13 protein-coding genes are annotated in these 12,528 nt (G+C 65.2%); 8 read left to right on the top strand and 5 right to left on the bottom strand.

Annotated features, from left to right (window positions below):
- Nucleotides 1-68: 68 nt before the first annotated feature.
- Entirely contained in the window at nt 69-644 is a 576-nt protein-coding gene (locus ACFWPK_RS20480) for a DUF6968 family protein (RefSeq protein ID WP_378918024.1), read from the bottom strand.
- A 323-nt stretch (nt 645-967) separates the two neighbouring features.
- Between ACFWPK_RS20480 and ACFWPK_RS20475 the strand changes: the two genes are divergently transcribed.
- The 3 genes from ACFWPK_RS20475 to ACFWPK_RS20465 all read left to right on the top strand — a co-directional run bounded on the left by ACFWPK_RS20475 (nt 968) and on the right by ACFWPK_RS20465 (nt 4,162).
- On the top strand, nt 968-2,320 hold the full coding sequence (locus tag ACFWPK_RS20475; RefSeq protein ID WP_378918022.1) for a DUF1254 domain-containing protein: 1,353 nt from the start codon (nt 968-970) through the stop codon (nt 2,318-2,320).
- A 79-nt stretch (nt 2,321-2,399) separates the two neighbouring features.
- Nucleotides 2,400-2,966: a hypothetical protein gene (locus ACFWPK_RS20470; RefSeq protein ID WP_378918020.1), complete on the top strand. Its 567-nt coding sequence runs from the start codon at nt 2,400-2,402 to the stop codon at nt 2,964-2,966.
- A 143-nt stretch (nt 2,967-3,109) separates the two neighbouring features.
- Nucleotides 3,110-4,162: a dihydrodipicolinate reductase gene (locus tag ACFWPK_RS20465; protein WP_378918018.1), complete on the top strand. Its 1,053-nt coding sequence runs from the start codon at nt 3,110-3,112 to the stop codon at nt 4,160-4,162.
- 19 nt (nt 4,163-4,181) lie between these two features.
- Here the strand turns inward: ACFWPK_RS20465 and ACFWPK_RS20460 are convergent, their stop codons facing one another.
- A complete protein-coding gene (locus tag ACFWPK_RS20460) occupies nt 4,182-4,766 on the bottom strand; it encodes a QsdR family transcriptional regulator (RefSeq protein WP_378918016.1) in 585 nt (194 codons plus the stop codon).
- Between the two features lie 70 nt (nt 4,767-4,836).
- Between ACFWPK_RS20460 and ACFWPK_RS20455 the strand changes: the two genes are divergently transcribed.
- From ACFWPK_RS20455 to ACFWPK_RS20435, 5 genes are all read left to right on the top strand, one after another.
- Complete coding sequence (locus ACFWPK_RS20455; RefSeq protein ID WP_378918014.1) at nt 4,837-6,000, top strand: acyl-CoA dehydrogenase family protein; 1,164 nt, start codon at nt 4,837-4,839, stop codon at nt 5,998-6,000.
- A 9-nt stretch (nt 6,001-6,009) separates the two neighbouring features.
- Nucleotides 6,010-7,137 carry an acyl-CoA dehydrogenase family protein gene (locus tag ACFWPK_RS20450; RefSeq protein ID WP_378918013.1) on the top strand — a complete coding sequence of 376 codons (1,128 nt, stop codon included), beginning with the start codon at nt 6,010-6,012 and terminating at the stop codon, nt 7,135-7,137.
- A gap of 167 nt (nt 7,138-7,304) precedes the next feature.
- A complete protein-coding gene (locus ACFWPK_RS20445; RefSeq protein ID WP_378918011.1) occupies nt 7,305-7,973 on the top strand; it encodes a DUF3159 domain-containing protein in 669 nt (222 codons plus the stop codon).
- A 3-nt stretch (nt 7,974-7,976) separates the two neighbouring features.
- A complete protein-coding gene (locus ACFWPK_RS20440; RefSeq protein ID WP_378918009.1) occupies nt 7,977-9,533 on the top strand; it encodes an alpha/beta fold hydrolase in 1,557 nt (518 codons plus the stop codon).
- Between the two features lie 208 nt (nt 9,534-9,741).
- On the top strand, nt 9,742-10,428 hold the full coding sequence (locus ACFWPK_RS20435; protein ID WP_378918007.1) for a TetR/AcrR family transcriptional regulator: 687 nt from the start codon (nt 9,742-9,744) through the stop codon (nt 10,426-10,428).
- Nucleotides 10,429-10,458: 30 nt separating this feature from the next.
- Here ACFWPK_RS20435 and ACFWPK_RS20430 read toward each other — a convergent pair whose 3' ends face one another.
- From ACFWPK_RS20430 to ACFWPK_RS20420, 3 genes are all read right to left on the bottom strand, one after another.
- On the bottom strand, nt 10,459-10,632 hold the full coding sequence (locus ACFWPK_RS20430; RefSeq protein ID WP_378918004.1) for a hypothetical protein: 174 nt from the start codon (nt 10,630-10,632) through the stop codon (nt 10,459-10,461).
- 62 nt (nt 10,633-10,694) lie between these two features.
- Complete coding sequence (locus ACFWPK_RS20425) at nt 10,695-11,768, bottom strand: oxygenase MpaB family protein (RefSeq protein WP_378918002.1); 1,074 nt, start codon at nt 11,766-11,768, stop codon at nt 10,695-10,697.
- 195 nt (nt 11,769-11,963) lie between these two features.
- Entirely contained in the window at nt 11,964-12,524 is a 561-nt protein-coding gene (locus ACFWPK_RS20420; protein ID WP_378918000.1) for a hypothetical protein, read from the bottom strand.
- Between the last annotated feature and the right edge of the window lie 4 nt (nt 12,525-12,528).

Here is a 12,528-nt window from a genome sequence, read left to right as displayed (position 1 = left end):
ACCGGATTGCCGGTCGAGGCGAGTCGTGTTTTCAATACCCCACGGCATCCGAACTCGGACCAGAAGGATTACCTGCCGGTCGATGGGCTCGGCATGGGCCAGTCCAGCGGAATACCCAGGATCGCGCCCACACCGCGGATCGCCGACATCACAGCGTGCACCTCGCTCATTCCCTGCCCGAATGCTTCGGTGCGATCGTCGATCCGGAAGGGGCACAGATAGGTATACGGACGATCGGGGTCTTGGCGTGGCCGTCCGAGTGCGATCACCACCGGGCCTTCGGCGGTATGAACCGCCCGCGCCGCCAGATGTGGGCCGAACTCGCGGGCCTGCGCCGCGGATCCGGCGGAGGTGCCGACACGGGGCCGAGAACCTTCGGGTACTCGTGATCGGCCCGAGTCGGTCGGGCGGCCTACCGAGCCGGCTCGTGCCGCCGCGTTCGGAATATCGATCATCGCGGCGTAGATGGCGGCCAACCTGTCCGGGCCGTGCGCTACGTGCGCCCGCGCGCCTTCGACGCGGTAAGTGCACCGCCAGCCTCGCGTTGTGTGGTCCTGCTGGGGTTCGGCGATTTCTATGCGCAACTCACGATCGCCGTCTCTGACGGTGCTGGCGATAGCTAACTCAACGGGTTCGCTGTTCATAGATCCTCCAAGATTTTGGTCGCGCCGGCCGGTCGAGTACGACGAGCGGCAGTCGCGTCTTCTAGCAGTTGTCGAGCGCAGCCGTAAGGGTTGGGCCACAGGTTGTCGGTGGTCGAGATCCGCAAGGTGGACGGAGTTCGCTGTGCACACAGCCACGGATGGGTCCGGTGAGCTTCGATGTCGAGCAGCGCTGGTTGCTTGCGATCACCCGCAACGGATGAGGCGGTGACGTGGCGTCAGGGCCAGAGTGAACCTGGGACGCGGGCCCGGCACTGTCATCGGGCCTGAAGCCACGATCCGATCCGTCGTGCGAGGAGGCCTTCATGGGTGAGCCGGTTGACCAGCAGTTGATCCTGGACGCGTTCCTCTACGTCCAGCCGCTGGTGGAGACCCGCCGCCAGCACCGGATGCACAACGCCAGATTCGGCCCCGACAACGCGCTGACCGCGTTCCGGAATCTCCTGGATGACACGGTGCGCACGGTGCCAAGCCCCAACAGCGACACTCTCTACACCGCCTTCGGCTACACCCTCGCCGACGGTCCACTGGTGGTCGTGTTCCCCGAGGTCGAACCCGACCGCTACTACGTGCTGCCGTTCTACGACGCGTTCACCAACGTCTATGCCTCCTACGGCACCCGAACCGGCAAGTCGGAGCCAGGCCCGCACCTGCTCGTCGGCCCCCGTTACGAGGGCGAGGTACCCGACGGAATGCCGGTGATCCAATCACCCACCGAGTGTGGTGCCATGCTGGGCCGGTTCCTGGTCTACGGTCCCGACGACCTGTCCACCATCCACGCCATCCAGGACTCCATGTCGGTCACCACCTTGGCCGACTGGAAAGCGGGCAAGCGCGGCATCACCTACACCGAAGCAGGCGACCGATCATGGCCCGAACGCGGATCGACGGTGCCCGGCGTCAAGGCCGACCCCGTTGAATTCTGGAAAGCCGTAGGCGAGATGATGCCTGGCACCCCGATCCCCGAACGCGACCGCGCCCACTTCGACCGATTCGCCGAACTCGGTCTGACCCGTGACGGTTTCACCGAACCGACGGACCCGGCCGTGCGTGATGGGCTCTATCAGGGCACGCTCGACGGCTGGCAGTTCCTCACAGACATGGGCGCCGACCAATCCAAGGCTGAGCAGCTCGGCGTGCATTTCCTGCACCGGAACGGCTGGGACTGGTCCGCGGTCGGCGGCGACCCGGACAACACCGGCGTTCGCGACTACGGGACCGACTACACCCTGCGGGCCTGGGTGAACCTGCTCTACTACGGCATGCTGCCGCCCGAGGAAGCGCTGTACCCGACGACGTTCTACGACGAGCGCGGCGAGCGGATGAACGGGGCCGCCCACACCTACACCCTCACCGTCGACACCGCGAACCTGCCCAATCACCCCGCCGGGTTCTGGTCGGTCACGACGTACGACCTCGACGGCTACCTGGTGCCCAATGACCTGCACCGGTTCAAAATCAGCAGTCACAGCGAACTCCGCGCGGACCCGGACGGGAACATCACGATCACCGTCAGCCATGCCGAACCAACCGACGACAAAGCCAACTGGCTACCCGCCCCCGCGACCGAGTTCTACCTGATGTTTCGCGCCTACCTGCCCGTCACCGCCGTCGTCGATGGCACCTACCCCTTCCCGATCATCCGGCGCGCATCGTGAAAGCTGTTCTCGCCGAGAGGAGTCGACGGTGATCGGGTGAAGGCGCGCACATGTCGGATGCCGTTTCTATGATCTCGGCGTGACGCTCACTCTCACCGACCTTGTCGGCTATACCGATCGCGGCCTCGATGACGATCTCGCCCGCTGGTTCCCTGACGTCGAACCCGTCGTCGTTCCCGCCGAAACCCGTTCAGTTGTACCGTTTCTCGACAGGCTGGCACCTGCCGACGCTGCCGCGCTTGCGGCCTTCGACCGCCGGGTCCGTTCCGGTCGGCTGCCGCAGTTCCTCGACATCTTCGACTGGTCCTACGCGTTCGACTTCGCCGGCAACGGCTGCGGGATTCTCGATGCGGACTACACCACCGAACTGACCGACGCGGACGTGTTCTCCATCGGCGCCGACGGCGGCGGCAACCTCTATGTCGTGCTCACCACCGGTCAGGTCGCGGTGTGGTTCCACGAGGAGGATGTGGTCGAGGGCGGGACCCGTTTCGACAACCTCGACGTCTTCCTCTGGTCGTATGTGCGCTACCGGGCGGTGCGCGCGGGCAAGCTCGCCCGCTCCGACGTCGAGGCCGACTTCACCGCGCTCGGTCAGGACGGCGCGCTGGCCGAGAACCTCGGGTTGCTGAGCCTGATGGCCTAGGGCGCGGTCGAGCCGCGCCGTGGTGCCGATTAGCCGGTTCTGTCCGATCCGCCCGATCATTCTGGAACGTGTTCTAGTGTGGAAACCGGCCAGTGTCGGCTCTGCGCGGGCCGCCGCGCGGCAAGGAACAGCTAGGGGCGCTTGTGACCTATCGGGTAGTGCAGTGGGCGACCGGCGGCGTCGGGAAATCGGCGATCGCGGCCATCGCCCGACATCCGGAACTCGAACTCGTCGGCTGCTGGGTCCATTCCGCGGACAAGGACGGCCGTGACGTCGGCGAACTCCTCGGTGGCGAGCCGATGGGCGTGGTGACCACCACCGACGCCGAAGCGCTGTGCGAACTGGACGCGGACTGCGTCGTCTACTCGCCGCTGCTCCCCGACAAGCAGCAGGTCCTCGCGCTGCTGCGATCGGGGAAGAACGTGGTGACACCGATGGGCTGGTTCCGGCCGACCGACCGCGATGCCGATCTCGCACTCGCCGCACGGGAGGCGGGGGTGACGTTGCACGGCACCGGCATCGGGCCGGGCGGAATCACCGATCTGTTCCCGTTGGCCCTGTCGGTGATGACCTCGGCGGTGACTTTCGTTCGGGCAGAAGAGTTCTCGGACATGCGCGACTACGAAGCGCCCGACGTCTTGCGGCACATCATGCGGTTCGGCGCCACGCCCGAGCACGCCAGGTCCGGCCCCATGCTCAAGATTCTCGGCGGTGGCTTCATCCAATCGCTGCGCCTGATTCTCGACGGCATGGGGTTCGATACCGACGCGGAGATCGTCACCACGCACGAGGTCGCGGTCGCGACGGCGGGTATCGACAGTCCGATCGGGATCATCGAGCCGGGGACCGTGGCAGCCCAGCGGTTCCAGTGGGATGCGGTGATCGGTGGCGTGTCCGTCGCGCGGATCGCGGTCAATTGGTTGATGGGGGAGGAGAACCTCGATCCGCCATGGACTTTGGGGTCGGCGGGCGAACGCTACGAAGTGGCTGTCGAGGGCAGCCCGAGCGCCCTGATGACCTTCACCGGATTCAACTCCGGCGCACCCGGGGAAACCACCCCTGGCATCGTCGCCACCGCCAACCACCTGGTGAATTCGATTCCCTACGTGTGCCGCGCCGAGCCGGGCATCGAAACCTATCTCGACCTGCCCTTGATGACCGGTCGAGCGCACCCCGACTTCGCCACCCGCAAGTGACTGCCCGGGTTCGGCCCGGTCAGGTCCGTAGCAGCGCGGCCTGGACCAGGCGCAACCGTTCCACGTCACCGCGGAAACCGGCCACGGCGTCGTTGTAGAGGAAGGCTTCCCAGAGCCGGACCAGGGCGTAGGCGAGGGTGGCGCGCTCGATGGGCGGACGGTAGCCCTGCTCCTCGGCGCGGGCGATGAGTTGATCGACGATCGCGACGGCGGCCTGGTGGACGGGGCCGTCGCTGCGGGTGATCAGGCGCAGGGCAGCGGTGGATTCGTTGTCGAAATAGGTGCGCAGCGAATCGTCTTCGACCAGCCAGTAGATGGTGCGGTCGAGGATGTCGTTGAGCCGTTCGCCGCCGGTGACGGTGCTGTTGCGTTCGGCGTGGGCGATCATGCGCTCGAGCTGGTTGGCGATGGCCGCGCCGAGTAGGCCGTCGCGCGAGCCGAACCAGCGATAGATGCTGGTCCGGCCGAGTCCGAGGTGGGCGGAGATGGCGTTCACGTCGACCCGCTTGCCGGCCAGGAACATCTCGATCGCGGCTGCCAGCACATCTTCGCGGCTGGCCGCGGCCGGTCGTCCCGGCGCTCTGGTTCCCTCGGCTCGCGTCACACCGCTCAGCATAGGGGCTGCTCGCCGGCTGCTATTTGAAACATTTGGACCTCTGTGTAACATACTCGCCATGCAATTGGCACTGACCGAGGACGAGCTCGCCTTCCGCGACGAGCTGCGTGCCTTCTTCCGGCGCGAAATCCCCGCCGACATCCGCAATCGAGCCAGGCGCATGGCCGACCTCAGCAAAGACGACATCGTCACCACCCAGCGCATCCTCAACGCGCACGGGCTGGCGGTGCCGCACTGGCCCGCCGCCTGGGGCGGCCGCGACTGGACTCCGGTGCAGCGCCACATCTGGCACGACGAACTGCAGCTCGCCTCGGTGCCGGAGCCACTCACGTTCAACACCAACATGATCGGGCCGGTGATCGCCCAGTTCGGTTCCGAAGAGCTCAAGCAACGCTTCCTGCCCGCCACCGCGAACCTCGACATCTGGTGGTGCCAGGGCTTCTCCGAGCCCGATGCCGGGTCCGACCTGGCCTCGCTGCGCACCGTCGCCGTGCGCGACGGTGACGACTACGTGATCAACGGCCAGAAGACCTGGACCACCGCCGCCCAGAGCGCGGACTGGATGTTCTGCCTGGCCCGCACCGACCCGTCCGCACCCAAGAAGCAGGCAGGCATCTCGATGCTGCTGTTCCCCATGGATTCTCCCGGGGTGACGGTGCGCCCGATCGAACTGATCGACGGCGGTTTCGAGGTCAACGAGGTGTTCCTGGAGAACGTGCGCGTACCGGCGAACCAGCTGGTCGGCCAGGAGAACCAGGGCTGGACCTACGCCAAGTTCCTGCTCGGCAACGAGCGCACCGGCATCGCCGCGGTCGGCCAGACCAAGGTGCGGCTGTGGCTGGCCAAGGAATACGCCAAGCAGACCCGGCTCGACAGCGGCACCCTGCTCGACGACGCGGTCTTCGCCACCCGGATCGCCGAACTCGAAAACGAGCTGCTCGCACTGGAACTCGTGCAATTGCGGGTCGTCGCGGGCACCACCGACGGGACGCCGGACCCGGTCTCCTCGATTCTGAAACTGCGTGGCACCGAGCTGCAGCAGGCGGTCACCGAGCTGCTCGTCGATATCGCGGGCTCCGATTCCCTCGCCCGCGAAGGCGACACCGCCGACTGGGCGCGGCGCAGCACCGCCACCTATCTCAACTACCGCAAGACATCGATCTACGGAGGATCCAGCGAAGTGCAGCGCAGCATCATCGCCTCGACGATCCTCGGATTGTGAGACACGGCCATGGATTTCGAACTCACCACCGAACAGAACATGCTGCGCGACACCGTTCGCAGCGTGCTCACGCGCCACTACACCCATGAACACCGCGCCCAGGTCATCGCGGGCGAACAAGGCTGGGACCCCCAGGTGTGGTCCACCTTCGCCGAGATCGGGCTGCTCGGGCTGACCATTTCCGCCGACGACGGCGGCATGGACGCCGGGCCCATCGAGACGATGCTGGTCATGGAGGAACTCGGCCGCGTACTGGCACCGGAACCGGTGCTGGACTGCGCGCTGCTGCCGGGCGCGATCATCAGCAAGGCCGGGTCGGCCGTTCAGCGCAAGGAACTGCTGCCGCTGATCGCCGAGGGTGCGCTGCGCCTGGCCTTCGCCCACGCCGAGCCCGGTGTGCGTCGACCGACGACGACGGTCGACACCCGAGCGGAGCGCGAAGGCGACACCTGGCAGCTCACCGGACGCAAACACCCTGTGCCCTACGGTGATTGCGCCGAACAGCTCATCGTCAGCGCCGCACTGCCCGAGGGCGGCACCGGCTTGTTCCTCGTCGACCCCAGCGCAACGGGTGTGACCAGGACAGGCTTCCGCACCCACGACGGACGACGCGGCGCCGACATCACCTTCGCCGACGCGCCCGCCGAACCGCTCGGCACACCGGTCGACACCTCAGCCGTCATCGCCGAGATCACCGTCATCACCCAGGCCGCCCTCGGCGCCGAGGCGGTCGGCGCGATGGCCGAAGCATTGCGGCTCACCACCGAGTACCTCTCGACCCGTAAGCAGTTCGGTGTCGCGCTGCGCAGTTTCCAGACGCTTACCCATCGGGCCGCCGACATGTACGTCTCGCTGGAACTGGCTCGCAGCATGAACCTGTACGCGTCGATGTCGCTGGCCGACGGCACCGCCGATCCGATTGTCGCCGCCCGTGCGAAACTGCGGATCGGCCGCTCCGGCAGGCATATCGGCCAAGAAGCCATCCAGATGCACGGCGGTATCGGCATGACCGCCGAGTATCCGGTCGGGCACTACACCGCCCGCCTCACCGCGATCGAGCACACCCTCGGCGACTCCGGTGATCACCTGCGCTACCTCACGGGGCGTCTCGGCGAGCACCAGATGGTCGATATCTGAGGCTTGGGCGCGGCAGCCCGGTTCCAGGTACGCCATGACAAACGTCATGGCGTACCTGTGACCGCGTCATGGTCAAATCATGTTGGCGCGCACTGTTTTTCGTCATGTTCCACGGCCAGGCTTGTCAGCGTGAAGGTACGAGCGCACACCCTGACGAGGAGAACGACATGACCATCTCCGATCGACACTCGCACAAGCCCGAACAGGCCGACCCGACCCAGGCCATACTCGACAACCTCGGCGGCACGAAGGGCATGATCTACACGGCGGTGCCTATCGTTGTATTCGTAGTCGCCAATGCCCTTGTCGCACTGCCCATCGCGATCGGAACCGCGGTTGTCGTCGCACTGATTCTCACCGCACTGCGTGCGATCAACGGCGAGCCGATCGCACAGGCGAGCGGCGGACTCGCAGGCGTCCTGGTCGCCGGTGGCGTCGCCGCGTGGACCGGTTCCGCGAACGGATTCTTCCTCGTGGGTATCTGGTCGAGCCTCGCCGGAGCGCTGACCACACTCGTCTCGGTGCTGGCCCGGCGGCCACTGACCGGCATGCTCTGGAACCTGTTGCACAGCAACAAATACCGCTGGCGAGATGATCGACGGGTACTGCGCCTGCACGACATCGCGACGCTCACCTTCACCGCCCTGTTCGCTGCCCGCTACATCGTCCAGGACAGGCTCTACGACACCGACGCCACCGGCTGGCTCGCCTTCGCCAAAATCGCCATGGGCACACCACTACTCGCACTCGCCGCGCTGGTGACGGTGTGGGCTTTCCGCCGCACCACCGAGCGACTGGTCGCTGCTACCAGCGACCGGCCTGTCGAGAGGGTCTGACCGATGCGCCACACATTGGCAATCTCGGCCATGCTGGTATCGCTCACCCTGGCCGCGTGCACCCAGTCCCCGGTCTCTCCGCAATCGCAGCAGCCACCTGCTCCACCATCGGAACTGGAGCGCTTCTACGCACAAGATCTGCGGTTCGGAGCGTGTGCGGGGTACGCCACGACTGCCGCCGACGAGGCAGCCATCGCAAGTAACCCGAATTTCCGGTGTGGCCGCCTCGAAGTGCCACTGGATTACCACGACCCCACCGGACGCACGGCACGGATCGCCGTGATGAAAGCGCCCGCCCGCGGTGAACCCCTCGGTTCGTTGCTACTGAATCCAGGTGGGCCCGGCGGGCCGGGGGTCGGCATGGCCGCGAGCACCTCGACAGCGTTGCTGGACAGCCCCGTCACCGAGAAGTTCGACCTCATCGGCTTCGATCCCCGCGGCGTCGGTGCGTCCACACCGGCCATCGACTGCCTCACCGACGAAGAGCTGGACAACGGCGGTCCCGATGTCTTCCCCAGTGCGTCCGTCGGCGGAAAATGGACCGAGCACGACACCAGGACCCTGGTCGAGCGGTGCGCCGAACGATCAGGCGGCGAGGACGTGCTCACCCATGTCGGTACCCGCGACGCAGCTCGCGACATGGATGTTCTGCGTGCCGCGCTCGGTGACGAGAAACTGAGCTTCCTCGGCCAGAGTTACGGCACCAGACTCGGAGCGGTCTACGCCGAAATGTTTCCCCGGAATGTGCGGGCAATGGTCCTCGACGGCGCCGTCGACCCACGGCTCGGTACTGCGGAAAGGCGAATTTCACAGTTCACGAGCTTTCAACGCGCCTTCGATGCCATGGCCACCGACTGCGCCACTCGCCCCGAGTGCCCGCTCGGAACAGACCCGGTCGCGGCCGCGGTGAATCTTCAGAAGGTCATCAGCCCGTTGATCGACCAGCCGATCCCCGCCGGTGCGGGACGGCAATTGACGTACAACCTGGCTATCGGCGGAGTCATCGTCGGTTTGTATGATTCCGCCGCGTGGCCGGCGATCACCAGAGCGATCACCGAAGTCGGTACCGGTCGAGGAGACATCTTCCTCGCTCTCAACGATGTGTTCGCTCAGCGGACGCCGGACGGCCGCTGGCCCAACTTCAACGAGGCGCTCTATGCCATCAACTGCATGGACGAACAACGCCACACCCCCGAACAGGAAACCGAGCTTCGGCGCGAGATCCACCGAGTCGCACCGTTCATGAACCCCGGCCGAGGGGCCGACGGCGCGCGTGACGGGTGCGAATCCTGGTCGGCCGCACCGACTCTGGACTACCCGTACGCCACCGACATCGAGGGTTTGCCCGCGACATTGACGATTTCGATCACCGGCGACCCGACCACTCCATACGAGGGTGGCATCAGCCTGGCGAATGCGCTCGGCGGCAGCATGCTGACGGTCGAGGGCGAACGCCACACCATCGCCTCGGCAGGAACCAGCCGGTGCGTCGACGACATCGTCGCCGCGTACCTCATCGACCTCGAAACCCCACCGGTACAAGCGCGCTGCGCAGTGTGACCCATGAAAGCCGAAACGAGGATATCCGGCCCATGATTCGGCCCTCGAATCCGCTGAGTTCGTGCTGAGTCCCTAGGAATCGCGAATTTCGTGCGAGCGGTGATGCTAATTCCCGTTCCCGAATGAACGAATTCACGCGGCGGTTGTTCGGGTATTTCTCCAAGAGGGATTGCTGACGGCAACTGCTGGTGTGAGAGATGATGTTGTGGTGAGTACCGAGAGTCTGCCGACCAACGCTCGCCCGAAGCGCCGCAACGGGCCGCGGCTGCCGCCGGATGAGCGGAGAACCCAACTGCTCGACGCCGCGCTCCGTGTCGTCGGTGATGCCGGGCTCGCGAACCTGACCATGCAGGCAGTCGCCAAGGAGGCGGGCGTCGCCAAGCCGGTGCTGTATGCGATGTATCCCTCGGCACCGGAGTTGGTGGCGCACCTGTTGCACCGGGAACATTCACGGGGAATGGGACAGGTCTTCGCGGCCATGCCGCGTGACCTGCAGGAATCCGATCCCGACCGGGAGTACGTCGCGGCAGTGATGGCCTTTCTCGAATCCGTCGCCGCGGCGCCGACCCGCTGGCGCCTGATTCTGCTGCACGCCGACGGTGCGCCGACCGATTATCGCGAGCTGCTCGGCGCGGCTCGCGACAAGCTCGTCGATCAGTGTGTCGAGCTGTTGACGGCGGGTTTCGCGGTGCGCGGTGGCCCCCGCGAGGCCGATGTCGAACTGATCGCGCACGTCATGCTCGGGTTCACCGAAGTGCTGGGGCGGATGGTGTTGTCGGATCCGCAACGCTTTCCGCCCGAAAGATTGCGTGCCACTGTGCGATCCATGGTTCATACCTTGCCCAACGATCCCGACGCTGTTCGAGCGGGCGACCCCGATACTCGGTCTGATTGAGCCGAGAACTATCGGATTCGTGCCGGTCGATTACCGCAGGTCGATATCGGCGATGATCAGCACCGGCCACGCGATTACCTCGCCGATGAGGGAGAACACCCGGTCGAGCCCGTGCAACTTGCCCACATGGCTGTTATGGGTGATCAACCAGATCACGCCGATCGCAAAATAGGGGACGCCACCGGCGATTGCCAGGTACATCATCTGACGGATACTGATCTGTCGATCCATGATCTTTGTCAACACTGTTGCTCTCTCTTCGATATTCAGGCGATGTCGCCGAGGATCGGCTGTGACTCGATGAGCCCCTCATCGGAAGGGGGGAGGCCCTCGCCCAGCACGCGGTTGCGTTGTTTCTCGCGGAGTGCGTGGTGGGCTTGTGACGGGATGTCGAATCCGTATGTCTTCTGTGCCTGTCGGGGTGTCATCGTCACCGGATTCTTCGGCGCGACCGCGCGCAGCACCGGTGCCGCCACCGGCACGGTCGAGGGGGAGATCAATTGCAGCAGCAGCAATTGCAGCCGGATGTTCAAGCTGACCACTGTCATCGCCGCGCTCAGCCAGGGGACAACGAGCAGGTCCAGCACGCGCCCGGTCGGCAAGCCGGCCATCTCCCGCATCCAGCGCGGCATCGTGGCCAAGGTTCCGCGCCGAAGGAATGCCGCGACGATCTTGAACAGTGGTCGCAGCACGAGCGGCATCGGCGGCAACATCACTTCGGCGTCGAGGAGATGATTCATCGCCTTCTTGGCGATATCGGATCCGATGAGTTCCGGCCGCATGCGTTCGAAGTATTGTGCGACGCCCTCGCGAGTGCGGGGAATATCGGCTGTATCGCAGGTTTGGAGTTCGGCGGCACGGGCGCATTCGTGCCAGTACTGCGATTCATCGTCCGCGCTGAGCCTTCCCGGCCCGAATTTCTCGTAGGCGATCAGCAGTGAGTGCCACGCGGTGAGGTGAATCCACAGCTGTGATTGCGGATCGTTCGCGTCGTAATACCGACCGGTCACCGGGTCGATTCCCACCGCCTTGGAATGGATCTTGACCAAGATATCGGCCGCGCTTGCCGTCGACCGGCTGTCGGCGAACATCACCATGGCGAAGTAGCGCAATGTCCGGTCGTAGCGGGTGCGGGGGCGGCTATAGATCGCGCTGGTCTTGTCGACCGCTGCGATCAGTGCGGGGTCGAGTTCCTCGATGACGACCGCTCGCTGAAAGCCGATGGTCAATCCTGTCGGGTAACTCCATACCCGCCACGCGACGGAATCGGGTCCGAAGAATCCGTAGTCCTCGGCCGGTTCCACCGCCGGTAGCGACAACCAGGTGCGTAATGTTGCCATGCGATTCTCCCCAAATTTCTTGCTGTCGATCGCGAGCCGGTCGAATCAATTACTACTCGCGTGTAGCTTTCAAGTAATACGATAGCAGTGCATATCGCGAGCCGCTACGGGTCGCACGGCATTTTTCGAACGAAAATGCCGGACGGACATCTCATTTCACGATCGACAGCATTTCGTACACCAAGATCCTGTCGATCAGTGCGAAAGCGTCGGGGTGCTGACTTCGCTGACAAGCCAGCGGCCGGCGTCTTTGCGCAGGGACATGCTCACCGAGAGCTGTCCGGGAGCGGGCGCGCCTTTGGTGCCAAGGCTGGTGATGGTCTGATTGATGACGGCCACCGCTGTCGCGGAGGTCTCGTCGGCGGACTCGATGGCGCAGGTGACCTTGCCGACCGTGGAGACCACTTGCCCCTGGGTGAGTACCTCGCGCAGATCCCTACTGGTGGCATCGAATTCGGTCTTCCAGCTGCCGGTGGCGCCCGCCAGCACCGCGGCGAAATAGGTGTCGAGATCTTTGGCGTCGTAGCGAGCCAGCGTCGGGGCGTAGGTGCAGGCCGCCTGGAGCGCGGACTCGCGCGCCTGTTCGCGGGCGCGGATCCGGTGGTTGTCCACGGCGAGGAAGGAGGCGGCGGCGACGGCGACGACAGTGATCACCGCAGCCGCCGGGATCATGATGCGGCGGAAGGTAATTCGCCGAGGTCGCGCCGTATCGGAGGTCGAGTCGTCGGTGGTAGGTGACTGGAGATCGGTGGTCATCGGT

The organism is Nocardia sp. NPDC058519, assembly GCF_042719755.1.
Lineage (GTDB): Bacteria > Actinomycetota > Actinomycetes > Mycobacteriales > Mycobacteriaceae > Nocardia.
This window is presented reverse-complemented; position numbering and strand designations above follow the sequence as displayed.